Below are 24,706 nucleotides of genomic sequence, written 5' to 3'. Positions count from 1 at the left end.
ATTATACGTCTCGTGCACATATATTATTTAGAAGACCGGATGTGCTACTAAATAGATGCATAGTTGTATTCTGGCTTGACTGTTCAACTGAGTGAATGAAGTTGAGAGCGAGCTGGGCACTTTTTCCACCTGTGACGATGACTTCAGTTGGACGTTGGTCCTGCGGTACCCCTTGAGTGTAGTTGGTTACGCATCGTTCAATTGTTGAGTGCCACTGAGACAGCGTAGCGTGTGGCGTAGAAGTCACGATGTCTATGCTATCAATTTGGCCAAGCGATTGAAACGAATGGGTTGGCGAATCTGCATATGCGTAGGCCAAAATTGGCAATAGTAGCGTTGCAACGATCACCGCCCACATTGCACGTAGTGACGAAGGCGGTTTAATGGCCGGAACAATATCGACTACTGGTTCTGATTTCATGACGGTAGTTGATGCCCAATTTTGGTTTTCCGCTACGGAGTCACACCAATCGGGAACGGTCGTAGAACGTGGTATTGGCGCTGCCTGAAATGATTCAGCTTCTTCGGAAAATTCGTCCGTTTCTGAGGGTTGAATAGACGCGATGAGCTTGTAGCCTCGTCTTGGAACTGTCTTAACAAAAAGTGGTGTTTTTGTTGGGTCTTTTAGCTGCTTTCTAAGCGTGGATATCGCTTGAGTTAGACTTGAATCTTCCACTTCAATTCCTTGCTCACGCCAAACAAAGTCATGAAATTCACTGCGGCTTATAATTTCATTAGGGCGTGCAATGAGCAGTTGTAAAATACGGTTTTCATTGTTGCCCAGTTTTACTTCTTTATCGTTGTTGGTTTGATCCACAAGTGAGTGGTTAACTGGATTGAATAGATAAGTTTGGCCGAGAATGAATGTCTTCCCTGAATGATTCATGATGTTTTCTCGCTATTTGAAAGTGATTAATTCTGATAACTGAAATGGTACAAATAATAAAAGCCGTAAAGCTAAATAAGCTAGCTTATTGAATAAGCTAGCTTTTATAGTGGTTGTTATAGGTTGAATTTGTAGCTTAGAGCAAACTTGGTTGCGGTTCTGTCACCACGGTTCGGGAATGGGTCATTATCAATGACGCCAGCCATCGTATCGTCAGGTCTAAAGAAGGCTTGTTGCAGATTGAAGACGACACCTTTGAACATACCAGTGCGTGGACGGTAACGGATCGTGATTGCGTGCTCTTCTTCACGGCCGTAGTCTGTCCCACCTGATATTTTGTTCATGACCGGAGCTTCGCCCCAGTGATAACCATATTCAATGAACAGATCGGGCTGACCGAAGTTACGGAAGTCATATTTGACTTGCACAACTCGTGCATCTTCACCATCACGTCGGAATCCATGGTAGTTACCGTTAGTTGGTAGGTTGAGGTAACCTTTTGCGTTACCAAATCCATAACTAAAGGCACCATTACCACCTTGTTTAGGGGCATCTATATGGGTGAAACCGTACATAAATTCAAAGGCATCGTGCTGAACGCGGAACTCATAAGTAGCGGCAGACGCGTAGTGATCGAAGGCTGCCATGCCTTTCTTGACATCTTCTTCCCATAAATCGCCCGCGGCTTGGTTATAGTAGTATTGCCCTTTCATATAGACATTGGTCATGGCTGATAAGTTATGGCGATACCAAACTTCTGCATGAGAACGTCTTAGGTAATTTTGTGCCTCACCGTATGCCGCACGATAGCCTGCATTTTGGTAGTTTTTACGTATTCTCATCGTGTATAGATAATCGTACGTTAGCGGGTTAGGGTCGTAATAGTTGGAGTTACCCGTTAGGTTGCCCATCTTAGCTTCATTACCACCCATAAAACCGGTGACGAAACCTGCGTCAAAGGTATAGCCGTTTTGCGAGTGTTGCATCATGGCACCGCGGTAACTTGATAGTAGTGCACTGTCCAAGTCTGCCGAGGTGATCATACCGGTATTAAAGAAACCATCACCGACACGAGCGTAACCACGATCTCGTCCTTTACCCCAGTCGAGTCGGACATTGGCAACAGCAAGTTTGCCATAGCCACTACTGTCATTACATTTGTATTGTCCTTTATAAGGTTCACCGCCTGTCCAAAAACAGTCTTCACTGATGAATATTTTCTCACCAGCGTTCCAGTTGTGAACGTCACCTGGATAAGATGAGCCAAGCTTAAACATGTGGTTGTAGCCCAAATCAAAGCTCATCGCGAGAGTGTTATCTTTGGAAAAACTCGCTTTGCCTGAACTGTAAAATAAACCGACCGATTGCCCCCACTCATATTGGCGATACATACCATCCACATTTGCATCTGGATAGCGAGTATATCTTTCAGTTGTTTTCAAATGATTCAAAAAGGTCATTGAAACTTGTTGCCCAGCAACAAGTTCATTATAAAATTGGCCAACTGTTGTTGCAGTTGCCGTGGGAATATTTGATAACAAGGTTATCGCAGCTGTCATGGCAAAAGCATTAACCTTCATGGTTTTGCTCCTTTCGCTGCCTGCTTTTAAAAACATGGGTTACATAGTCTCCACAATTTTCTTAATCCAAAAATCGAATTCGCCGTTAATGGTTCATTGGATGCCAAAATCTTGTAGATAATCTTACATTATGTTTTCGAAATCTTTCGTGTTATCCATCACGAAAATAAAAATAAGGTATAATTCAAAAATAACGTCGTGATCACTGAAAATAAAATTGGAATATTATAGATTGAAAGCATGTGAAAGCTTTGGTTCGTATAAACGCTTTTAATTACGGAATTATTAACAAGTTTAACTTTTGTTTTATTGCACGAGGAATTCATGATGGCAGTACAGCATGCCAGCCAGATATCATCACGGTCTAAACTATCAATCGCGGTGTTGTTTGGTTTATCTTTTGTTTCAGCTCAATCTAATGCTGAAAGCAGTACACACTCATATGACGCATTACCGTCGACAACGCTTTATTCATTGGCGAATAAAGGCTTGGTTACTGATGAGGCAGCTTGGTCTCAATATCAGGTGGGAGCGGCTTCGAGTTCTATTGTTGATTCAGCAATTAGAGGCGGCGCAGATTCAACCGAAGCTTACGTATTAAATACATTGCTAGAGCAAGCGCAAGCGAGTGGCAATACGGAGCTACTTGCTTTGTTATCATCGGCAACCACCGATGAAGAAGCGGCTCGTCTAGCGCGAACCATCACGCCAGATCGCAGTGGGGCGAATGTTTATGCCGTACTTCAATCGCAAGAACTGTTTGCTAATGCTATTAAGAAGCGAACTCGCGACAATATTCTTGGTATTCCAGCACAATCGAACTTTTGGGTTAGCGCGTTAGGTAATGACCAAACCTCTTATGTCACCTCTGATGGCGCAAATCGATACGATGGGTTCAATTCTTCATCTGCGGGTGCGGCATTCGGTTTTGATAAAATTCTAGCCAGTGGCAGTCTTGTTGGTTTGGCATTTAGCCATCAATACATCGAAACTGGTTCACGTATGTCGACGAGTTCTTCCGAAATCGGGACGTTTCAAGCCGCAGTTTATGGTCAAACCATGTGGCAAGATGTGAACTTTTCTGGCCGAGGCATTATTGGTCGCGGAGCGCACAAGATGACGCGTACCATTGAAGGTGGCTCAAGCTTTGCTGGGCATGATAATGCTGATGGGCGTACTCATAGTACGACTACCGCTTTTCAGTTAGACATGAGTTACCCACTTTATGTTTCAAGCTTCTCTATCGTTCCTGTGATGTCTGCCAGTTATAACACTGTGATGTTAGACGGCTATTCCGAAGATTATGTTCGTGAGTACAACAACAATGGCGTGTTAACAAAGTCGACAGGTTCCGCTGCGGCACTTGTCTATGACACTCAGTTTTACGACGAGTTATTGTTTGGCGTTGGCTTAGAGCTGGGTCATACCTGGTTTACCGGTATTGGCGCGATTCATACTAGGCTAGGTGGCCATGTTAACTACGACACACTGGATAAGGATTTAACCGTTACGGCGCGTTTAGCAAGCGGTGGCGATAGCTTTACTGTCAAAGCAAACTCTAGAGAAAATATCCGTTATCAAAGTTACCTCGATATGATGTTGGAAACGGATGGACGCTTTTCGTACAGCCTAGGTGTTCAGTATGACTGGGATGACACATCAAAAAATGCCATGGCGTACGGTCGTGCGATTTACTCCTTTTAATCCCCCATTAAAGACAGACTTTTGTATAAATGAATATGTATAAATTATCTAAATTAGCATTAGTTATCGGCTCCATCACTTTGATGGGGTGCGGTGACAACGAGGCCAATACAGAGACGTTAGACAAGCAGTCGTACTTACAGCCTGGTGGCTATATGTACTTCTTCGAAAACGGGATGCCAGATACGATTCATCCTTCTGAAAAAGACTCGCTAGTATTGAATCAGAAATACGCCAAAGATGGCGAGCATAGCTTAGCTTGGCGTTTTACTCCGGGAGCGTCACTTAATTTTGACCAACCAGTTGGCTACCGACACTTTGTTGCTAATGACACCGATCAGTCAATCAGTACGTTCTCGACTTGGGTTTATAACGCCGTCGCGCAAGAGGAATCGGTACGGTTCAATTTTGGTACTGACGGTGAAGCACAAGTGTATTTCGATATAGACTTCAACTTTACAGGTTGGCGTCATTTGCTGATTCCTTTTAGAGACATGACAGGTTCGCCACAAGAAGGAATGAACTTCTTACGAGTCGATGTCCCTGAAAGCATTCAACCAGGCACGCTTTATTTCGATCAGCTCATGCCAAGTATTCCAGTTGATCCGCGTTGGCCTACTCGTGATAACGTGGTTTCTTTTATCAACTTAGCCGCTGATAGCGCACCAAACCGTCACTGGTTGGCCCATTATTTATATGATGGTTACATGCGTGACGGATTAAGTGGTGCTAAAAATGCTCCGATTGATGCGGCGAGTGTCGAAAAGGTCAGCACACGTCTGGAGTCGTTCATTTTACAAGGCGGCAAGCGTACAGTTGATCTTACCGATATTCAGCAACGCTATGACGAATTCGGCCTGCAAGATATCGATGGTTACGTATCGGGTACAACGATTGGCAACGGCAATCGCCTTAAGATCTTCCTTGATAAAGGAGTGAATAAGGGGCTGCTAAATGAAGATGGCTTTGACACGCTCTTTGATGTTATCGATGTGCGTCAGTACAGCGATCTTGTGCTGCAAATTACTCGTGCGTTACATAGCGATATTTCCGCGCAAGAAAAAGCAGAGTTAACCCAAAAATATCTACTGCTGACGCGATTTGCGTTGGATCAAGGTTATGAGTCAGGCAGTGGTTTAGGTACTTCTCACCATATTGGCTATGGTTTTAGACCTTTATTCGAAGCGCACTTCCTAAACCGAGAGTTGCTAGAAGAGCATGGCTTGTTAGGCGATGTAAGCCAAATGATGGCGTGGTTCTCAAATGCAGGCCGTATCTATACGCCAGACAATGAGTTGACGAATTTCAACGTTGATATCATGAACACTCAATTGCGCGCCATGCTATATAGCATTTTGATGCAACCGAATGACCAGGTGCAAGCGACGTTGTTAGCTCAGTTCTCCGCTTGGTTATCACAGTCAATCGTAACTTCGGAAGGCATGTCTGGTGGCTTCAAAGCGGATGGTTCAGTGTTCCACCATATCCAGCATTATCCTGCGTATGCCAGCGGTGCACTTAAGGGCTTAACCCCTGTGGTTGAAGCATTAAGCAAAACCACTTACGCAATAGATAGGCCTGCTCATGAGCAACTGAAACATGTTGTCGAGATGGGGGAAATCTATAGCCAAGATATGCACACCTTGATGTCCGTTTCGGGCCGTCACCCAACGGGTAAGCAAACGATCGATTTAGAACCATTCCAACACCTTGCCAACGCAGGTTCTCCTGATGGTAAGCAAGCCATTGATGTAGAAATGGCGCAAGCGTATCTACGTTTGGCTCCGGCCAAAAACAGCTATCGTCAGCAGTTGCTTGAATTGGGCATTGAAGAGGCGCCTGTTGCGAGAGGAAACTGGGCGATGAACTTTGCAAGCCTTTCTATTCAGCGTCGTGCTGACTGGGTTGCTGCGGTTCGAGGTTTCAGTCGTTATTTAGTTGGTAATGAAAGTTACGCTAACGCCAACCGCTACGGCCGCTATATCAACTATGGTCAGTTAGAGATCATGTCGGGCGACGCCGAAAATCGTGCCTTTAGTCATGATGGTTGGGATTGGAATCGCTGGCCGGGTATTACTTCGGTTCAATTGCCTTTTGAAGAGCTTAACGCACAGCTGCGTAACGTTGATCGATTCAGCGGCCTAGAAGAGATGTTGTTAACCGAACAAACGTATGTCGGTGGATTAAGCCACAACGGCAATGGTTTGTATGCGTTAAAGCTTCAAGGGCACCCTAAATATGATGCCTCTTTCTATGCCAACAAGTCGGTGTTTTTCTTTGATGATCGCATTGTAGCGCTCGGGACGGATATCGCGTCTAAAGATGCTCGTTATCCAACTCAGACGACCTTGTTCCAGCATGCTATTCGTCACGAAGGAGAGGATGCCATCGTCAATGGTGCCACATTCTCGGTTGATGGACGCAGAGTGTCCACTACTGAAGAAGCGCCGACGGTATTGATGGACCCTGCCAATAACGCTTACGTTGTTCCAAGTGGGCAATTTGTACAGGTAAAGCAGGGCGAGCAAGCTTCTGTGCATCAGAAAACCAGTAAGCCAACGGCGGGTAAATTTGCCACAGCAGTGATTGATCACGGCAATGCTCCAGAGTCAGCTAGCTACCAATACATCGTCTTGGTTGATACTGAGCAAAAAGTGGCAGAGCAGTTTGCTGAGCAAATGATGTTGGAAGACAGCCCTATGGATGTTTTACAGCAGGATTCGACGGCGCATATCGTGTGGGACAAAGCAACAAACACAACCGCATACGCGATGTTTGAAGCGAGCACGAAGCTTGATGATGATTTGATACGCAGTATTGATGCGCCCGCTATGTTGATGGCATCGCCGAACGGCAGCGCGCTTTCACTATCCATCGTCAATCCAGACTTCAGTTTTTACCAAGGTAAAGATGAGAGTCAGTACGACGAAAATGGCGTACTTCAAGAAGTTAGCATTTACTCACGTCCATGGAAAGACCACCCATCTCAACCGGTTGTAACCAATGTTGTGCTAAATGGTCAATGGCAGCTAGCACAGCCAATTGAAGGGGTATCAGTCACGGTAAACAAAGCGGGTAATACGCTATTGAGTGTGACTACGGTTAATGCTGAAAGCGTGCAACTGAATTTAATACATATCTAATTATCATCGCTTAACATGAGCCGAACAACATTAGCTTGGCTCAATTACAAAGGTGAGGTGATCCTCACCTTTGACAAGGAATCTTATATGAAGACGAACGTATCTTTATTGAAAACAACGTTTCGAGCTATGCCATTTAGAGCTACGCCGATTGCAGCGATGGTTTCTTCATTGCTTCTATGTGGTGTCGCGATAGCGGAACCTGTGGTAACAGAAAAACCAGCACAAGAAGTGCAAAATGTACAAGACCTACCAAAAGGTCAAGAGGTCCAAAAAGCTGGCGAAGAACCACAAGTTCAAGAGACAGCAGTAGAGGTTGTAGAACACAACCCACTTGAATCTCAAATTATTGGCTTTGAAGAAGAGACGCTTCCAGATTACATTACCGTCAATGAAGACTCTGCGATTGAGTACACGAAGAAACGCTCCATTTATGGTGAACAATCACTGAAATGGAATTGGAAAAGTGGCGATGAGTTACACATCGATCACACTTTCAATTACTACACTCCAGAAGAGTCGTTCCGCGCCTTTGGCCGTGGCGCATCTTCTGTTTTCTCCCTATGGGTTTACAATGAAAAAGCCAGCGATGGCGAGTTGAAATTTGAGTTTGGTTCAAGTAGCAGTAACTTCACGATGAAACTTAATTTCACTGGTTGGCGCACCGTTGGTTTGGCGTTCCATCGTGATATGCAAGGGTCGCCTTCTGCAAAAATGAAAGGTCTGACTGTGACGGCGCAAAACTCCGAGGAAGGTGGCGAAGTCTACATCGACCGTATGATGGTGAGCTTGGATGATATTCGTTATCAATGGTCGGACGATATGGTCACGACCAAGATTACGCTACCTGAAATTGATTATGAGTTGCCAAGTGAATTGCCAGAGCCAACAGAGCAAGAGTTGGCGGCACTCGATAGAATTAAAACGGAATTGATTGATTACCATGTTGCTAACATGGGATCTGGCAAGCGTGTTATCGAAGAGATCCGTAATCAATACGACAAGTACAACTTACGTAAAGAAGATGGCGTGATCACGGGTGCTCACCTACTGACTCAGAATCAGATTAAAATCTATTTGCCAGAGCATCTCAACGAAACCGATGCTGCTTACGTTGGTGAATATCAGCGCTTACGTAGTTATGCCGAGTTGATGGAGCGCGTTGCTCGTCTTTGGAAAGTCACTAAAGATCCAGAAATCAAGCAAGAAATGCATGATAAATACATGCTAATGACCGAGCACCTATTGGATCAAGGTTTCCAAAAAGGAGCGAGCTTAGTGGCAACGCACCACTGGGGTTACCCAACGCGTGGTTGGTATGCTTCTGTGTTATTAATGGAAGAGCCGATGCGTGAAGCTGGACTATTAGAGCCAATTCATGACTCATTGATGTGGTTCTCACGTGAATTTAGAGAGCGTGGATTTGCCATGAAGGTCGGGCCGAAAAGTTCAGATATGGACTATTACAACACCCTACTACTGGCGCAAATGATCATGTTGTTACTTGAAGATGATGTGAAAGAGCGCGTTGCCTTGTATCACAAATTCTCTGGTTTCATTTCCGGTAACTTAGCGCAAACACCTGTGGGTTATGCGGATGGTTTCCGACCAGATGGTACAGCTTGGCGACACCGTGGTAACTACCCAGGCTACTCATTTGCGGCATTACGCTTTGCATCATTTGGTGCCTATTTGCTACGTGAATCTCCATTTGAGCTGTCTCAAGAATCGCGTGATTACCTCAAGCACGCCATGATGTCGGCGCGTATTTACAGTAACCCTAACCCTGGGGTTGGTACTAATGGTCGTCGTCCTTTCTTTGGCGTGTCTATTGAGAGAGTCGCGAACGGTTATGAGTGGCTCGCGAAAGCGGGGGTTCATGGTGAAGGCTTTGATAGAGAACTTGCCCAAGCTTACCTGCGAATTACCGATAAATCCGCAGAAGAAGGGAAGGCTATTTTTGGTGCAGACGTCGCACCAGAAGCTCACCCACAAGGTGCGTATACGTATAACTACGCCGCAATGGGAATCTATCGCTTCCAAGACAAGATGGTCACAATGAAAGGCTGGAACCGCTACGTTTGGTCTTCTGAGATCTATCAAAAAGCGAACCGCTTTGGCCGTTACCAAAGTCATGGCAGCGTACAGATCCACAAGTGGGGTGATGAGAAAGAGTATGGTTTTTATGAGGACGGTTGGGACTGGAACCGCATGCCTGGTGCTACAACCATTCACTTACCATGGGAGCTGTTAAATTCACCTCGTGAGCACACGACCATGTTGCACAATGAATCCCGATTCAATGGGGCGACTGATCTAAAAGGTCAATATGGTGCGTTTGGTTTTACCCTAGAAAACCCAACACGTTGGCCTGAGTTTATCGACCCAAGTTTTACGGCGAAGAAGTCGGTGTTTAGTTTTGATAATCGCCTGATTTTGGTCGGCAGCAATATTAGTAATGGTCGCTCCGCTTACAATACTGAAACGACGTTGTTCCAGCACGGTTTAACGGATAAAACGCAAAGTATGTACGTGAATGGTGAGCTCATCACCGAATTCCCATATGAAGCGACCCTTTCTCAAGGGGATTGGGTCATTGATGGGATGGGGAACGGTTATTATGTGGTCAAAGGTGGGGATGTCCATGTACGACGTCAGCACCAAGAATCGCTTGATAACCAGCGAATGAAACCCACAGAAGGCAACTTCTCATCTGCGTGGATTGACCACGGTAAAGCCCCGAAAGGTGAGGAGTATGAATATATTGTAATTCTTGATGCGACGCCTGAAAAAATGGCTGAAGTTGCAAACGAAATGACCTATTCACCGAGCCAGCCATACGAAGTGATACGTAAAGATGGTAATGCGCATATTGTTCACGACAAAGAAACTGGCGTAACCGGTTATACCGCTTTCGGTTTTGTCCGCACGAACGATAAATGGGTACGTGCAATCAGCACTTCTGCGGTGGTCATGGCGAAAGGTGAAGATGACAAGCTAGCGCTTAGTGTCGCAAACCCAGATTTGAATATGGAACGACACACATTAAGCCGAGTTGCACCTGTGGCGGTCACCTTGATCGGTGCCTGGGAGCTGAGTGAGCCTATGGATAACGTGACATTGCGCCGTAAAGGGCCAACCACGGTTGTGAGCGTAAACTGTAAAGATGGTCTGCCTGTTCAAATTGATTTGATTAAGCAATAAGCAACAAATAGCACTTAGAAAACACAATGTAATCATCAAAATAGCTTCCTTTGGAGGCTATTTTTTTTGCTTACGAGATCTGAATAACACATTTTCAATAACTATCATTTCTAGATCACACATTTCGCTATGAAAGCTAATCGAATGAGTGTGAAAGCTCGTATAATACAATCAAAAGCAAGTGAAAGTATGGTCGTGTCAGTTGATCATGAAATAATTTAGCGGAAGAGAAATATATGAAGTTTAGAAAAAGTGCCCTAGCAGTCGTGGTGATGACAGCCTTAATAGGTTGTTCTGAAGACAATATGGATATTGGTGAAGGTAATAATACCTATCCTCCACGTGCAACCGAAGTGTCTAGTCCGGCGTTGAACGTAGGGGAGAGAGTAGAAGGGGTCTATACCTATTTTGACCCGAACCCGGAAGCGAGACCAGAAGCGGATAGTCGTTATCAGTGGGTTAATGAATCAGACGAAGTATTGAGTACAAAGCGCGATATTTTGTTGACGAACGAAAGCGTTAATGTTGGTGATATGCTTCAGTTCTGTGTGACACCGATTGCTCGTGGTACCGTAAATACTGTCGGTGAAGAGGTTTGTAGCTCAGCGAGAGAAGTCGGTGAACCGTTAGGTGATGCGCCAGAAGCGAGCAATGTTGTGCTAGATAACACAGACCCTGCTATCGGTGATACGGTGACGGGCAGTTATGATTACTTCCATCCAGAAGATATTCCGGAAGGAAACAGTGTGCTGGAATGGCAAGCGAACATGACGCCAATTGCGGATGAAACATCAGCAACGATTACTTTGACTGCTGAAAACTCAGAAAATAAAGCGATTCGTTTTTGTGTCACACCAAAGACCCAACAAAATGTCCCTATTATTGGTCAGCAAGTGTGTTCTGATGCCACAGGCATTATTGTACCCGTACCAGGATCGGCGCCAGAGGCGAAAACGGTTGTCGCGGGTGGTGAACCTTACGTTGGCGCACGAGTAACGGGCAGTTATGAGTTCCATGATGAAGATGGTGATAAAGAAGGCCAATCGACCTATCAGTGGCAACGAAATAGTACCGCGATTGATGGTGCGACGGATCTTTCTTATAACGTCGTTGATCTCGATGACAAAACTCGATTGTCATTCTGTGTGACACCAGTATCCGCAACCGGTACTCCAACGCATGGTACAGAAATGTGTGCTCCGATGGATGAAGATATTTCGGTTAAACTAGAAACGCCTCCGACAGCAACGGATGTGGCGTTTACCGGTACTCAAGAAGTGGGTGAGATGATTGTTGGTACCTATACCTATAATCAAGTAGATGGTGCTCCAGAAGGTGACTCAGTTGCGCGTTGGGCTATTGGTGGAATAGCACAACCTAATTGTGCAGATGCAAAAAATTGTGAGTTAACGGTAACGCAGGAGCATGTTGGTAATTCTCTGGAGTTCTGTGTTGAACCGCGTACCCAGTTGGGCACGCCATCTAACACCAGCTTCTGCTCTGCACCTGCAGACGCAATGGGCATCGTGTTGACTGGTGCACTTGAGTATGACAAAGAACTCACCGCTGTGGTTCATGGCTATAAAGAGTCAGCATCAACGGGCGTTTGGAATGTTGCAACAGACAATCAAAATGGCCCTGCGGGTGATAGCGCTGGTACCGAGCAGCACACGGGTAATATCTATAAGATCGGCTTGCGAGATAACGTCACCGATTCGAACGGTAATAGCGTGATTGATGACTACGACTGGCTTGCTGACGGCACCCAAACCGTCGATGCTCGTAACTTCGTTGGCAAAAACGTGAACTACTGTCTGACAACCGAATTTGGTGAGCGCTGCGTATCAAGTGCTTCGGCAAAAGGTGTGACTGGTGGTCTTTACTTTGACGCCACTGATGCAACTAAACGTGGTATCGAACCTATTCGTGAGATGGAAATTGGTGCACTTGCCTACCACCGTCCGCTGACGGTTGCTGAAACAAAGCTGAAAGACCAAGCAAACTTAGGGGCATTGATTCCAGACGCCCATTATTTTGAAACCATCAATGGTATTGAATGGGCACTTTATAATCATGTTGGTCTAGATGCTGACCCTCAGATTGTTAAATCTTGCCGTAATTTATACACTGAAAATAGCCAATGGTATTTGCCGATGGGGACGAGAAGTTCTGTCTACAACAATAACTTTTATGAGAATAGTGGTAATGCGGGCGTGCCTGAATTCACTAACAAGCTTGACGGGATGATTGATTTGACGACAACAATGATCAGCTCTAATGGCGATACCAATTACCAAATGGGTCCGGTAACGGGTTGGCCGGTCAGTACCGGTGAAAATGCAGGCTCTGATCGTAGAATCTATACCAATGCCACTAGACGTACTGACCCAGGTCATGCTCAAGATGGAAACTTCTATGCGCTACGTTTTTATGTTGGTGCATCAGGTAGTAATACACAGACAACGACGGTCGATACGGCTGGTTACGTGACTTGTGTGAGTGTTCGTTAGACTGCTGTGAAAGAGTAACACAAGCAATCTAAACATAAACAAAGCCCCTTACCTTGTGTGTGGGGCTTTGTTGTTTTTCCTCTAGACCTAAACAATATACCCATCACTATTCATTTCTAATACTCCTATCATCGTCTAATAATCGTATTAATATTAATCTCCTTTGCAAATTTGGCTGCGAATAAAGCAACCGACAAATATGGAGAGTGTGTCAAGGAACGGCGACTGAGCTCAGTGTTCAAGCTCATCGATTTATCTAACCAAAGGTTCTCTTGATGTTTTACAAAATCTGCTGTCATCCGCTTGTTTTCGTTATAGCGCTTATAACAAGTGCTACCGCAAGTGCTCATAGTCAAATTCCCAAAACCTATAAAAAGTTTGTCGCAACCGAGCAAGTGAGTGTGCCAGTCACCGTCGAGAACTTGAACGCCTACCCGCAAAGCTATGACTTGTTTGTTGATGAAAAACGCATTGGTCGGTTTACGTTAGCGGCTAAAGCTAAGCGAAGTCTACGAGTCATTGTCGATATTGATAGAGCGGATGCTTGGGTTATCAAAGAAATTTCTACTCGTTCAGTGCCACGTGAAGAAGACACGATCGTCAGCCAAATTTACACCAAGGTTGAGCTCTATCGTCCAACACTGAAAGAGGAGCTCTAATGAAAAATTCGTTACTTATCACGCTGGTGACTGGCTTGACGTTTTTTTCGCTTGCCGTTGAGGCTGCGTATATGCCATCCCCCACGCACGCCAAAGGTGACCGAATTAGAGTCAAAGGCGAGTCAGGAATTGAAATAGATGCGGAGTATAGCCCAGATATGACGGTTCAGTTTGGCACGGCTTATGGAAAAGACTTAAACAACGAATATACCCGTGATCAATATCATCGCCATTCTGATCGCGAACGCAACGAAGGGTCGCTTTACATACAAGCTGTCGTTCCGATTACCTTTGGTGATCGCAAGCGACCAGACGCCAACCGTTTGTACGATATGGAACTGCAAAATAGAAAATTAGAGATAGATCGGTTGCAAGCAGAAGTGGCATTAATGAAAGCCGCATTAGAAGCCGGGGCAACAAGTCGTGAGCAAATTTTTACCGAGAATGCGAGTTAGCTGGTCGTTCCATTTAGCGACTTGAGGAGTAGAAAGTCATCGCTCAATAAACAGTCTTTTGGGGGAGGCAACATAAGAACAACAATAGTGGGAAAGGGATAGTTGAATGACAAAAGCATGGTGCTGGGGTGTATTGGTTGCGTTGAGTTTGCCGCAGCTTCACGCCGAGGATGAAATAGAGTTTTCTCGACACATCCCCTCTGTACGAGGAGTGGAAATTATCGATGCACAGGGAGAATTAGCGTTGGCCGATGAGGCGTTTTCTGATGGGCGTCCCATTACGTTTCGCTTGTTTACGAACAGCGACACTCACTCTGAGACGGTCTTTATTGGCAGTGACGTGTCCTACGGTAGCTTGACCATGAAACCGGATGTTGAACTCCAAGTGAATGGTGGAAAAATTATTCGCAATCAAGACGAAATAGAGCTTTTTGAAGGCGTGCATACTGTGCAGGCGCGAATCGATGCCACTCATCATCAATTAACGAGTGGATTGGTAAAGGTAAAAACGTTTATAGAGTTACGTTAATTATCCAGATTTTTCGGAGAGAAAATCCATGCATAAAGGCATTTTTATATCGTTGATATTGGCGATGTCGTCAACGATTCAGGCGCGAGAAGCGGTTGAGTTTGCTCGTGATGTTCCGCAAATGCGAGGGATTGAAATATTAGATGGTCGTGGCACGTTGGCGCTTGGTGGTGAGTCATTTAGCCAAGGTAACGCGGCTAGATTTAGACTCACCACCAATTCAGAAAGTCGAATGGAATCGGTGGTTTTTATTTCAAGACCCGTATCGAGAAATACCCAAGGAATGGATGACAAAATTGAAATTTCTGTTGGCGGCTATGAGCTCGACAATAGAAATGATATCACGTTAGAAAGTGGGGTGTATTTAGTTCAAGCTCGGCTGAATGTTCCTGCTCGTGATATCACTCAAGGCGAAGCTAAAGTCATGACGATCATTGAGATCCGTTAATTGGAATAAACTAGGAATAGAAATGAAAAAATGTATTATCGCAGCCGCTCTTTTTGCTACATTTTCGGTAAGTGCGAGCCAGTCAAATAAAATTGAATTTACTCGTGAAATTCCACTCGTGCGTGGTATTAAGATCACTGAAGGTAAAGCAGAAATAGCATTGAAAGGTGAAGAGCTCAAAGCTGCAGCCACTGCTGAGCTATATACAAACAGTAAAGACAAAGAAGAAAGGGTAGAGGTGGAAACTCGCATCATATCGGATAACTTGAACGATCATGAAGACAAAATTATAGTCTATATCGATGGGAAAGAGGCTGATACAGGTGGTACTTTTGTTGATGCGGGCGAATTTCCAGTTCAAGCACGCATAGACCTTGATGCTGGCGAAATCGAACAAGGCCAAGCCAAAATCATCACCGTGCTAAAAATTCGCGGTTAATCGCAACCGTTCATTTGGTGCAGTATTGAAGAAAGAGCAGGTATTTATCTGCTCTTTTTTGTTTTCCCTCTCTTCTTGTTGTCGCACTTTGCTAGATTCGATATGTTTATTCCTTGTTTATAAAACGAAAAAGGAAGAACGCTGATGAAGCTAGTTTCCCCTTCCATGAAATTCGAAGCGGCTTTTAGTGAGTTTTATAGCGATTTCTCAAAGCATGATGCGGGCAACAGTGACTATTACCGTGAGGGCGTGTTGGACTTCTCTGGTTATGTGCAACGCTTGTTGGACGAAGCTCAAGGGGTGAACTTAAAGCAAGGGTATGTGCCCTGCAGTCACTTTTGGTTAGTGCATCAAGGCACTATTGTTGGTGCGATTCGGATTCGGCATCGCATTGACACGCCATTCCTTTCACTTGAAGCTGGGCACATCGGGTATGATATAGCGCCAAGATTCCGTGGGCGAGGGCTAGGTAAGCGTATGTTGGCTGAAGCTTTGCCTAACGCGCGGCAGCTTGGCTTGGCTCAAGTAATGATCACCGCAGATGAAGACAATATGGCGTCTCGCGGTGTAATTGAAGCCAATGGCGGGATATTGCAGGACGTAGTGATGGGAAAGGTTTTTCCCAATCTTTTGGCAAGATATTGGCTAAGCTGCAGCAAGTTATCACCGCCCCGACCTGAGTAGAATACTTTTAACTGGCAGTAGGAAGAACAATGGATATTACTATCACGACTAACCCATCCGATGAAGATGTCGCGGACATTAGAAACGGCGTGATTGCCCACAATGTGGCGCATTTAGGGGATGTGTTTTTTACTGAGTTTGCGTGTTTCACGTATTATGAAGATGGCACCAAATCGGGTGGCCTGACGGCTGAGATTTTAGGGCAATGGCTGAGTATTAAATTTCTTTGGGTTGATGATGGCGCTAAAGGGAAGGGAATTGGTAGTCAGTTACTGAATGAAGCGGAACAATTCGCTAAAGAGCATCATTGCCATTCCAGTTTGCTGGATACCTTTAGTTTTCAGGCGAGACCGTTTTATGAGCGCCATGGCTACCAAGTGCAAATGACGCTAAGTGAGCACCCATTTGCTTCCTATGAGCGGTATTACCTCACTAAATCGCTGTGATAGTGATGAGCGCTTGTACGGTTCATTGTCAATAAAAAAGCCAGTTCATCGCTATGACTGGCTTCTTTGTATGTCGCTATACGTTGGCGTGAATGATTTGCCAGCGTCAACCGTAGCATGCTATCGCTAAGGTTTATCCTTCTGCGCGTTTCACTCGGATTTTGCTCTTGGCAAAGTCACTCAGGTTCAATGCAGTAATCGCGGTTTTAGCTTCATCTTCATTTGGCATTTCAACAAACGCAAAGCCCTTCGATTGACCCGTTTCTTGGTCTAGGACGAGTGTGCATTCAGCCACTGAGCCGTGAGTTGAAAAAAGAACACGAATTTCATGCTCTGTCGTTGTACGCGCAAGGTTGCGAACTAAAAGTTTCATAATGAACCGTTTGATATAAGAATTCCGTCGGCGATTGTCTCAGGTTAGCCGATGCAAACCAAGGGATTATTGATACTAACTCCGCTTTATTATTCTAACTCTCGAAAGTGAATGGTTATTTTTGAGCAATGGCGTATCTCAGAGTAGACTGTCTCCTATGAAATTTTTGATAAAACGACAGATTCGAAAGGGGAACAGGTGCATATTCATCGTCATAATATCGTGGGTGGGCTTTTTACACTGATTGCCCTGTTTTTGAGTGTCTTTTTTATTGTAGAAGGCTCTCAGTTTCCTATTTACCAATGGGTCCCAGAGGCGTTTAATGGCTTGGTATTTAGTTTTGTTTGGGGATTTGGCGTTTCGAAGTGGGTAGGCAGTGCTTATGCGGTGATGACTTTTGTCACCATTGCCGTTGTAAGCTTTGCCTGCGGACATAAAGTCAGTCGTATGCTGAGTTCTGACCAAGTTGAATAGTTCGCGTTAAGGTAGGCGCAGAAACACAAGGAGTGTGTTGTTGAAAAAATTTGCAGTGATCTCAGACATTCACAGTAATGTGTATGCCTTAAAAGCGGTCGTCGCCGATGCTCGCGCAAAAGGAGTAAGCGATTTTATTAACTTGGGCGATATACTTTATGGGCCTATCGCGCCTCGTGAAACGTATGAATATTTACGGACATTGAACGCACTGACAATTTGCGGTAACCAAGATCGTCAGATCTTTCAAGCGACAGACAGTGAAGTGCAAGCCAATCCAACCATGCAGTTTATCTTGGATGAGTTAGGGGCAGAGCCATTAGCGTGGATGCAGCAGCTCCCTTTTGATACACATGCTTTTTCTGACACATCAACTTTTCCCAATACCTTCTCCCTGCCCAATGGCATTTATGCCTGTCATGGCACGCCTAGCGATGATCTTACCTACTTGTTAGAGGACGCTTCTTCTGGACGTGCCGTCGTTCGCGCTGATGGTGACATTATTGAGCTATTGGCTGGTGTGACCGCGCCTATAGTCCTTTGTGGGCATACTCATTTGCCACGATGTGTTCAATTATCGACAGGGCAATGCGTTGTGAATCCGGGAAGTGTCGGTTTGCCTGCTTATGAAGATGATGAGCCCTTTTCTCATGCGATGGAAACGTATTCCTCTATGGCGTCTTATGCATTACTTACCCAAGCTGAAGATGGGGGCTGGAATGTGTCATTGAATAAAGTGGTTTATGACGTATCGAAAGCCGTCGCTGCTGCTCGTGAACAAGGGCGTATGGACTGGGTTCACTTTCTGACGACAGGGCGTCGTCAGGAGTGAGGGAGGACTCGCTCGCATTATATTTACTGTTAACGTCGAGTCCTTGGACTTTGCGGCCACCATGAAAGGAGCACATGTGGTTTATTCTGAGAAATTGTCGATATCAGAGGCACAAAAGTTGGTGTTATTGTCACAGCTGCTGCCTGCTAAACATCAAAAGGGTAAATCGCATGACGCGACTCTGTCGGCGATTGAACATCTAGGCTATGTTCAGATTGATACCATATCGGTGGTTCAACGTGCCCATCACCATACCTTGTGGAACAGAAATCGCCGCTATTTGCCAGAGCATATTGAGCAACTCACCCAACAACGCGCGATTTTTGAATACTGGGCTCACGCCGCCGCGTATCTGCCTATGCGTGATTATCGTTTCAGCTTATTTCGCAAACAAGCATTTAAAGAAGGGCGTTTGCGCCATTGGTATAACCACGACCGAGCGCTAATGGAACAGGTACTGGAGAGAATTAGAGAAGAAGGTCCCTTAATGGCAAAGGATTTTTCGGGGGCCAGCAATAACAGTAAAGGTTGGGGTAGTAAGCCTACTAAGCAAGCGCTCGAGTGCTTGTTTATGCAAGGCGATTTGATGGTCAGCGAACGGCGTAATTTTCATAAAGTCTACGATTTGACGGAACGAGTGATCCCCATAGATACTGACGTGAGCGTCCCATCGGAGCGAGAGTATGCGCGCTTTTTAGTCACTCAATATTTGCAGGCCAACGGTCTTGGACGCGTTTCTGAAATGACCTATTTACTCAAAGGATTAAAAACGGTGGTCAGCGGCGTGATTGATGACATGCTCGAAGAGCAAACGCTGGTCACCATTGATGTAGAAGGAAATCATTATGTCGCGTGCCTCGGTGCTATTGACCAATTGAAGCGTCCAATATCACGAACGAAGGCCGTTATTTTGTCCCCCTTCGACAATTGCCTTATTCAACGTCAGCGTCTAAAAACGTTATTTAATTTTGATTATCTTCTTGAGTGCTATGTGCCAAAAGAAAAGCGCCAGTTTGGCTATTTTTGTTTACCAATATTGTGGGCGGGAGAGCTGGTGGCAAGAGCGGATTGTAAGGTCAATAAAGCAACCGCGACGCTTGAAGTGCTCCACTTAATCCTAGAGCCAAAGTTAGTAGAAAAAGCTGCCTTTATGGAGGCGATTGAGCAGGAACTACAGCAATTTGCTCGCTTTAATGCTTGTGATACGTTCAAAATCATACGGGTCACTCCGTAAATCTTATCACTTGAGCACTTTTCAATAGCAAAAAAAAACGCAGCGGGTGAGCGCTGCGGAATATAAAGATAGTAATCAAAACCAGAGGGCTGAGTTTCCGGTTGAATTCTCTATAGGATGATCGGCTACTTTGTGAGTAGTACTTGGATCTTATCGGGATCCATCAGTTTGAAGAATTAGACTAAAGAGGTATAAATAGTATGATACTTACAAACTTAGATTGCATCTTTGTCGTGTGCTTTTAGTGTAAACAAGTATGTGATCATTTTTGATGGACACTCGCTTATGTCCTCAGGGCTACTTCTTCAAGAGCACAGCAGTGGACTTGCGCTAAGACTGACATCTGATCACGATGGTGAAGGTGTTGCTATTGCTCGGTTAATAAGCCGTATCGCTTCATTTCACTTTGGTTCATCGTATGTATACCGTCAAATGGCGCAGCAGAAAGGGTATAAAAATAGAATTTAGGGCCTGTTTCCTTGCCCAACATCTTACTGAAATAGGTAAGTTGGTCATGGTGCGCAGGATCGCTTGTTTTTAATTCACTGGCTGTTTTACCATCATCCGAACAACACCAAGAGTGCACCCCAACGCGCGCGCCGGGTTCTATCGTTCTGATCACACCAGCGCTGAACAGATCGACGCCTCCTGAATAAGCAAACCCATTCTCGGGGATCGTCGTATTCAGGCCTGCATTTCGTAGTAAGTTTCCAGTATGTAAGTTGATATCGTCATTCAATGAGCCTCGAACGGCTTTGATGACAATAGTGTCGACTTGTTGGTGGTTTTGAACAATATCTTTCAGCTGTAAGTAGGTTTTCGTCCCTAACTCGCCTGTCAGTACTGCTTCGTTAGCATCGAACTTGAATTGGCTGGTGCCTGCATCAATGAGGGAGTCATTAAAGTTGAGTGTAAACTCAGTGCTAGGGTCGCCAGCATGGCTTAATGTGCCGCGGTATCTATAACCATCGTCAGATTCATCAAAGCTGACGTGAGAAGACACCCATACACTGTCTGCGTTATCCATTGGATCGACATTACTGTGTTCGTCATCAAACGCCCCTTTCAGTAAGGTTACGTTTTTTCCGGGACCACTTTCAAAATTAAACGATATGTACACCAATCCTTTTGAGTAACGAGCGACTAATGCGTCTTCGGTAATTGTTGCGAGAGTAAGCGGATAACGCTGTCCGTCGTATTTTATCCATAGTTCTTGCTGTTGCTGTTGGAAGGTTTGGATATAACGATTGAGTTGGGATTCCGGTATTGCATTGAGATGAAGCTCTGTTGCCCCTGCAAAGAGAGAAAAAGAGATAGTGATCAATAGTAATTGGCTGAGTGCTTTCATTTTGGCATTCCGTTGCTTTTTTAATCAAGTTAGCAAAGGTTCGTGTTGCCGTCTGTACTGGTTTGTCAGAGTTTGAAACCATAAAGAATGGCGTCGACGTATTTCAAACAACAGCATGGTAATGTTTTGATAGGACTTGCCAATTGAATAGATAGGAACAGACGAATTTCCTAAAACTCTCCGATGTTGCAATATACCTCCATCGGCGCAGAACAGCGCTTAACCTTCTAAAAAAGAACAAGTTAAGAGAGAGCGATATTATGATTAACACGACTATCAAGCCATTTTCAGCAACGGCATTCAAACAAGGCGACTTCGTAGAAATCACAGAGCAAGACGTGAAAGGTAAGTGGGCAGTCTTCTTCTTCTACCCAGCAGATTTTACATTTGTATGTCCAACAGAGCTKGGTGAYCTKGCAGACCATTACRCAGAGCTTCAAGCRCGTGGCGTAGAAGTGTACTCAGTATCAACAGATACKCAYTTTACTCACAAAGCATGGCACGACAGCTCAGACACAATCGGCAAAATCAACTACTACATGGTTGGCGACCAAACGGGCAACATCACKAATAAYTTCGGTGTKATGCGTGAAGGCCAAGGCCTTGCAGACCGCGCAACGTTCCTAGTTGACCCAGAAGGCGTGATTCAAGCAATGGAAATCACAGCAGAAGGTATTGGCCGTGATGCAGAAGACCTAATGCGTAAAGTCAAAGCAGCGCAATACGTAGCGGCTAACCCAGGTGAAGTTTGCCCAGCAAAATGGAAAGAAGGTGAAGCGACACTTGCTCCATCTTTAGACCTAGTTGGCAAAATCTAAGCGAGCATCTTAAGTTAGCGAATACCAACTAACTAAGAATGAGTTTAAACGGAAGTTTGAGTCCGTGTTACACGCCCCAATATCGCCTAGCGAATTGGGGCGTGTGCTTTTGTGGCAAAGCAAAGGGGCTGTTCCAGGTGATAAGCTAGCGGCGAGCTCGTAACTGTCCGTCACAAGTTTTTCTGCTTTTGTATCGCCACCTTATATTTATCTGATGGTATAGTGCGGTCTCTTAGCAATAGAGAGGGACGAGATAATATGGATAAATTTCTAGAGTTGCTGGTGATAAAGCCGAATGAAGTTATGTTTGAGCAGACGATGCAAGTGATTGACGAACATTTCGATTTTAACCCAGTCAGCTTTGTAAACGGAGAAACCGAAAACCAAGCAGGCCAAAATAATGGGTCTTGTAAGATTTTTGCTTTTGCTCAGATGCAGGGGTTAGATGAGTCATCTACGCTGGCCTGTTTTGGTCAATTCTATCGTGATGACGTTTTAAAGAATCCAAGCGGCAGCGACCATGCCAACATTCGCAACTTTATCCAACACGGTTGGGCAGGCATTCGCTTCGATGGCGCGGCGTTAACAGCAAAGTAAGCCGTTGACATGATTTATGTTAATAACCCTGCCTTATAGACAACCTCATCCGAAGTATCAGCAATAAATTCAATCTTGCTCTCCTTAGAGATTAAGTTGAGCAAGGTGCAATGAGTTCAACAGTATGCGTAATGGCTTTACTATCTCCAAGCCGCTTCGTTAATAATACAGCCGTTGTTGCGATAGTTACTTTCCGCACGTTGAAACTCATTTTTTGGACATAAATGTGTTACACATTGTACTAAATTAGATAACGGCGCATTAGCTAAGGTATTGATAAATACCCTATGACACAATCATATTTTTACCGCGCTTCTTAGCAGTGTAGAGTGTCAGATCGCAATCCTTTAAAAAATCGCGATAGGTATTCGATTCATTAGGTTGAATAGAGCTTACACCGATGCTCACGCTAAAGCAGTGGGCTCTATTCACGCTGTCTGTACTGTTGCAAAGTAGTTCTATATTACTGATGAGTGCTTTACCTATGTTGGTCGCGATATCCAAGTTCGCTCCATCAATTACCACGACAAACTCATCACCTCCAATACGAGCACATATATCCTCTTCTCTGGTTACCCGCTTGAGCTCTTCTGCCAGCTTAACTAATACCTCATCACCAACTTGATGGCCATGTTTGTCATTGATCACTTTGAAGTCATCGATATCGAGCAGTAGCATGCCTAAGACTCTTCTTTGCTTGATTGCAGAATCCCACAGTTGCTTGATTCTTAGATCGTAGTTCCTTCGGTTTGCTATTTGCGTGAGTTCATCTTTGTGAGCAAGTCTGAGTAATTCTTCTTCAGCTAGCTTTCTTGACGTGATATCACAATGTGAAATTACGGCGAACACATTATCATTCACAGCAAAGTGAGCTGCGCGGATTAAGTACCATCCCATATTATAGGAGTAATAGCGTCGATATTCATAACTGAAAACCTTGGTTTGCGATGTGATGACTTTCTTTAGGCCATCCAAGACCTTAAGAGCATCATCGCCATACTCCGATGCCGCCTCTTCGCAGTACTTAATGTAATTTAGCCCAAACCAGTTGAGAGCATTATCGAGGTCAGTATCAAAATTATTCCAGCTTGTGTTTGTGAAAATAATTCGACCTGTTTCATCTATAATCGCAATCTGTTTATCCAGGCTATTAAAGGCACTCAGAAATAATTGGTTCGATACTTCATTAGCCATTAAATTATATGTGCTATAACCATCGATGGCATTGCCTTTACTTCCATCCGTATCGATGTTCATTTCTATTAATGCGCCGATAATTAAGATAGCGTATATAGCATAAATAGTTATCTCAAAATCAAGCATTGCTTGCGCTGCCAACAGGGCTTCGTTATTCAACATAATTTGATTCCTCTCAGAAACGATTGAATGATCAGAGCGACAGCAAGCTTTGCTATATCTGCTCGAAATGATTAAGTGTGATTAAAACTTGTGAGTCAGCGAAACAAACGCACGAGTGCCATACATATGATTACTGCGACTTGGTTCAGAAAAAACGCGCACTGACATAGTACTTTTTAAAAGCGAAATTGGAGATGTAAACTCTGCACCTATACCCGTTAAGTTGGCATAGCCACTGCCCATTATTAGTGAACCCTCAGGAGTAAACTGAGTACCTTTATCTTTATTTAGGTGTGTCACATGGTAGCCGTAGGCTCCCAATGTACGGCCACTTTCGAATTTATAGACGGCTGAACCCTCAAAGTAACCAATATTGCCGGGCTGCCAGCTTTGATTTTGACGCAGGTCTTTCGTTCTATGCTCGATAGAAACGGAACCATTTAACTGCCATTGTTCATTGATGTTGTACGTAAAATTGGAATTCAAAATATGAACATCATAGGTTTTGTCAGTAGATGTACTCGCAAGACTGCTTCCGAGCCGGAAGGTATAACCTGCGGCAATATGGACATCATCACCTAAAGTCCAGTTTAATCGTATCGGCGTGAACCACGGACTCCGTGACACGCCGGATTGAACCCCGCTATGGTCATAGTACAGACCACCAATGACGGCGGTTGCGCCAAAACTGTAGAAGCCTCCTAAGACTTTCTTATCTGTGTAGTAGCTCAAGTGTGGTAAGAGTACGTCGACAGATGTGTATTTTGGGCTGGCATGATCAGTGCCATGCTCATTCACACCCTGAAGGCGGTAATGACCATAAGTGACGACGCCAAGTAGTCCTTTTCCAGGATAAACGCCAGCGTTTGCAGTAGCATTGAACCCTGGTTGATTTGCAGTACCCTCAACGTTGGCGTGTGCAGCAACGCCACTCATAGCGAAAGCTAGAGCGAAGAATATTCTCAATTTCATTTAAATTACCTG

At 44.7% G+C, this 24,706-nt stretch carries 22 protein-coding genes; 16 read left to right on the top strand and 6 right to left on the bottom strand.

Annotated features, from left to right (window positions below; all coding sequences use genetic code 11):
- Position 1: 1 nt before the first annotated feature.
- Entirely contained in the window at positions 2-886 is an 885-nt protein-coding gene (locus tag L4D74_RS09805; RefSeq protein WP_428751964.1) for a winged helix-turn-helix domain-containing protein, read from the bottom strand.
- A 116-nt stretch (positions 887-1,002) separates the two neighbouring features.
- Positions 1,003-2,466 carry an OprD family outer membrane porin gene (locus L4D74_RS09800; protein WP_428751963.1) on the bottom strand — a complete coding sequence of 488 codons (1,464 nt, stop codon included), beginning with the start codon at positions 2,464-2,466 and terminating at the stop codon, positions 1,003-1,005.
- A 324-nt stretch (positions 2,467-2,790) separates the two neighbouring features.
- Between L4D74_RS09800 and L4D74_RS09795 the strand changes: the two genes are divergently transcribed.
- The 11 genes from L4D74_RS09795 (at position 2,791) to L4D74_RS09745 (ending at position 16,687) form a co-directional block, all read left to right on the top strand.
- Positions 2,791-4,170 (top strand): autotransporter outer membrane beta-barrel domain-containing protein, encoded by a 1,380-nt coding sequence (locus L4D74_RS09795; RefSeq protein ID WP_428751962.1) that lies wholly within the window; start codon positions 2,791-2,793, stop codon positions 4,168-4,170.
- Positions 4,171-4,199: 29 nt separating this feature from the next.
- Positions 4,200-7,313, top strand: coding sequence for a chondroitinase family polysaccharide lyase (locus L4D74_RS09790; RefSeq protein WP_428751961.1), 3,114 nt, complete (start codon positions 4,200-4,202; stop codon positions 7,311-7,313).
- 87 nt (positions 7,314-7,400) lie between these two features.
- Complete coding sequence (locus L4D74_RS09785) at positions 7,401-10,517, top strand: chondroitinase family polysaccharide lyase (protein WP_428751960.1); 3,117 nt, start codon at positions 7,401-7,403, stop codon at positions 10,515-10,517.
- Between the two features lie 236 nt (positions 10,518-10,753).
- On the top strand, positions 10,754-13,027 hold the full coding sequence (locus L4D74_RS09780; RefSeq protein ID WP_428751959.1) for a hypothetical protein: 2,274 nt from the start codon (positions 10,754-10,756) through the stop codon (positions 13,025-13,027).
- 275 nt (positions 13,028-13,302) lie between these two features.
- Positions 13,303-13,686 carry a hypothetical protein gene (locus tag L4D74_RS09775; RefSeq protein WP_428751958.1) on the top strand — a complete coding sequence of 128 codons (384 nt, stop codon included), beginning with the start codon at positions 13,303-13,305 and terminating at the stop codon, positions 13,684-13,686.
- Positions 13,686-14,141: a hypothetical protein gene (locus L4D74_RS09770; protein WP_428751957.1), complete on the top strand. Its 456-nt coding sequence runs from the start codon at positions 13,686-13,688 to the stop codon at positions 14,139-14,141. Before L4D74_RS09775 ends, L4D74_RS09770 begins: the two co-directional genes overlap by 1 nt.
- A gap of 106 nt (positions 14,142-14,247) precedes the next feature.
- Positions 14,248-14,670 (top strand): hypothetical protein, encoded by a 423-nt coding sequence (locus L4D74_RS09765; protein WP_428751956.1) that lies wholly within the window; start codon positions 14,248-14,250, stop codon positions 14,668-14,670.
- A 28-nt stretch (positions 14,671-14,698) separates the two neighbouring features.
- A complete protein-coding gene (locus L4D74_RS09760) occupies positions 14,699-15,118 on the top strand; it encodes a hypothetical protein (protein WP_428751955.1) in 420 nt (139 codons plus the stop codon).
- A 22-nt stretch (positions 15,119-15,140) separates the two neighbouring features.
- Entirely contained in the window at positions 15,141-15,557 is a 417-nt protein-coding gene (locus L4D74_RS09755) for a hypothetical protein (RefSeq protein ID WP_428751954.1), read from the top strand.
- Between the two features lie 144 nt (positions 15,558-15,701).
- Positions 15,702-16,241, top strand: coding sequence for a GNAT family N-acetyltransferase (locus tag L4D74_RS09750; RefSeq protein WP_428751953.1), 540 nt, complete (start codon positions 15,702-15,704; stop codon positions 16,239-16,241).
- A gap of 29 nt (positions 16,242-16,270) precedes the next feature.
- A complete protein-coding gene (locus L4D74_RS09745; protein ID WP_428751952.1) occupies positions 16,271-16,687 on the top strand; it encodes a GNAT family N-acetyltransferase in 417 nt (138 codons plus the stop codon).
- A gap of 133 nt (positions 16,688-16,820) precedes the next feature.
- Here the strand turns inward: L4D74_RS09745 and L4D74_RS09740 are convergent, their stop codons facing one another.
- Positions 16,821-17,060: an RNA recognition motif domain-containing protein gene (locus L4D74_RS09740; RefSeq protein WP_428751951.1), complete on the bottom strand. Its 240-nt coding sequence runs from the start codon at positions 17,058-17,060 to the stop codon at positions 16,821-16,823.
- 198 nt (positions 17,061-17,258) lie between these two features.
- Between L4D74_RS09740 and L4D74_RS09735 the strand changes: the two genes are divergently transcribed.
- From L4D74_RS09735 to L4D74_RS09725, 3 genes are all read left to right on the top strand, one after another.
- The gene (locus tag L4D74_RS09735) at positions 17,259-17,534 is read left to right on the top strand and encodes a hypothetical protein (protein WP_428751950.1); all 276 of its coding nucleotides are present in this window, start codon (positions 17,259-17,261) and stop codon (positions 17,532-17,534) included.
- A 40-nt stretch (positions 17,535-17,574) separates the two neighbouring features.
- On the top strand, positions 17,575-18,366 hold the full coding sequence (locus L4D74_RS09730) for a metallophosphoesterase family protein (RefSeq protein WP_428751949.1): 792 nt from the start codon (positions 17,575-17,577) through the stop codon (positions 18,364-18,366).
- A 76-nt stretch (positions 18,367-18,442) separates the two neighbouring features.
- Positions 18,443-19,600 carry a winged helix-turn-helix domain-containing protein gene (locus tag L4D74_RS09725; protein ID WP_428751948.1) on the top strand — a complete coding sequence of 386 codons (1,158 nt, stop codon included), beginning with the start codon at positions 18,443-18,445 and terminating at the stop codon, positions 19,598-19,600.
- 367 nt (positions 19,601-19,967) lie between these two features.
- On the opposite strand, the gene L4D74_RS09720 is transcribed toward L4D74_RS09725, so the two are convergent.
- The gene (locus L4D74_RS09720; RefSeq protein WP_428751947.1) at positions 19,968-20,948 is read right to left on the bottom strand and encodes a hypothetical protein; all 981 of its coding nucleotides are present in this window, start codon (positions 20,946-20,948) and stop codon (positions 19,968-19,970) included.
- A 260-nt stretch (positions 20,949-21,208) separates the two neighbouring features.
- On the opposite strand from L4D74_RS09720, the gene ahpC reads away from it, so the two are divergent.
- Together ahpC and L4D74_RS09710 are read left to right on the top strand one after the other, a co-directional pair.
- Entirely contained in the window at positions 21,209-21,766 is a 558-nt protein-coding gene (gene ahpC / locus L4D74_RS09715; RefSeq protein WP_428751946.1) for an alkyl hydroperoxide reductase subunit C, read from the top strand.
- A 258-nt stretch (positions 21,767-22,024) separates the two neighbouring features.
- On the top strand, positions 22,025-22,363 hold the full coding sequence (locus tag L4D74_RS09710) for a HopJ type III effector protein (RefSeq protein ID WP_428751945.1): 339 nt from the start codon (positions 22,025-22,027) through the stop codon (positions 22,361-22,363).
- A gap of 285 nt (positions 22,364-22,648) precedes the next feature.
- On the opposite strand, the gene L4D74_RS09705 is transcribed toward L4D74_RS09710, so the two are convergent.
- Positions 22,649-23,722 (bottom strand): GGDEF domain-containing protein, encoded by a 1,074-nt coding sequence (locus L4D74_RS09705; RefSeq protein WP_428751944.1) that lies wholly within the window; start codon positions 23,720-23,722, stop codon positions 22,649-22,651.
- A gap of 81 nt (positions 23,723-23,803) precedes the next feature.
- On the bottom strand, positions 23,804-24,694 hold the full coding sequence (locus tag L4D74_RS09700; RefSeq protein WP_428751943.1) for a transporter family protein: 891 nt from the start codon (positions 24,692-24,694) through the stop codon (positions 23,804-23,806).
- Positions 24,695-24,706 lie beyond the last annotated feature (12 nt).

It is taken from the genome of Vibrio cionasavignyae (assembly GCF_050337155.1).
Classification (GTDB): domain Bacteria; phylum Pseudomonadota; class Gammaproteobacteria; order Enterobacterales; family Vibrionaceae; genus Vibrio; species Vibrio nomapromontoriensis.
The sequence above is the reverse complement of the archived record's forward strand: the minus strand, read 5'-3'. Positions and strand labels throughout refer to the sequence as shown.

Coding starts and splice junctions, on each gene's coding strand:
- L4D74_RS09805 (WP_428751964.1), bottom strand. CDS start 886: ATGAATCATTCAGGGAAGACATTCATTCTCGGCCAAACTTATCTATTC.
- L4D74_RS09800 (WP_428751963.1), bottom strand. CDS start 2,466: ATGAAGGTTAATGCTTTTGCCATGACAGCTGCGATAACCTTGTTATCA.
- L4D74_RS09795 (WP_428751962.1), top strand. CDS start 2,791: ATGATGGCAGTACAGCATGCCAGCCAGATATCATCACGGTCTAAACTA.
- L4D74_RS09790 (WP_428751961.1), top strand. CDS start 4,200: ATGAATATGTATAAATTATCTAAATTAGCATTAGTTATCGGCTCCATC.
- L4D74_RS09785 (WP_428751960.1), top strand. CDS start 7,401: ATGAAGACGAACGTATCTTTATTGAAAACAACGTTTCGAGCTATGCCA.
- L4D74_RS09780 (WP_428751959.1), top strand. CDS start 10,754: ATGAAGTTTAGAAAAAGTGCCCTAGCAGTCGTGGTGATGACAGCCTTA.
- L4D74_RS09775 (WP_428751958.1), top strand. CDS start 13,303: ATGTTTTACAAAATCTGCTGTCATCCGCTTGTTTTCGTTATAGCGCTT.
- L4D74_RS09770 (WP_428751957.1), top strand. CDS start 13,686: ATGAAAAATTCGTTACTTATCACGCTGGTGACTGGCTTGACGTTTTTT.
- L4D74_RS09765 (WP_428751956.1), top strand. CDS start 14,248: ATGACAAAAGCATGGTGCTGGGGTGTATTGGTTGCGTTGAGTTTGCCG.
- L4D74_RS09760 (WP_428751955.1), top strand. CDS start 14,699: ATGCATAAAGGCATTTTTATATCGTTGATATTGGCGATGTCGTCAACG.
- L4D74_RS09755 (WP_428751954.1), top strand. CDS start 15,141: ATGAAAAAATGTATTATCGCAGCCGCTCTTTTTGCTACATTTTCGGTA.
- L4D74_RS09750 (WP_428751953.1), top strand. CDS start 15,702: ATGAAGCTAGTTTCCCCTTCCATGAAATTCGAAGCGGCTTTTAGTGAG.
- L4D74_RS09745 (WP_428751952.1), top strand. CDS start 16,271: ATGGATATTACTATCACGACTAACCCATCCGATGAAGATGTCGCGGAC.
- L4D74_RS09740 (WP_428751951.1), bottom strand. CDS start 17,060: ATGAAACTTTTAGTTCGCAACCTTGCGCGTACAACGACAGAGCATGAA.
- L4D74_RS09720 (WP_428751947.1), bottom strand. CDS start 20,948: ATGAAAGCACTCAGCCAATTACTATTGATCACTATCTCTTTTTCTCTC.
- L4D74_RS09710 (WP_428751945.1), top strand. CDS start 22,025: ATGGATAAATTTCTAGAGTTGCTGGTGATAAAGCCGAATGAAGTTATG.
- L4D74_RS09705 (WP_428751944.1), bottom strand. CDS start 23,722: ATGTTGAATAACGAAGCCCTGTTGGCAGCGCAAGCAATGCTTGATTTT.
- L4D74_RS09700 (WP_428751943.1), bottom strand. CDS start 24,694: ATGAAATTGAGAATATTCTTCGCTCTAGCTTTCGCTATGAGTGGCGTT.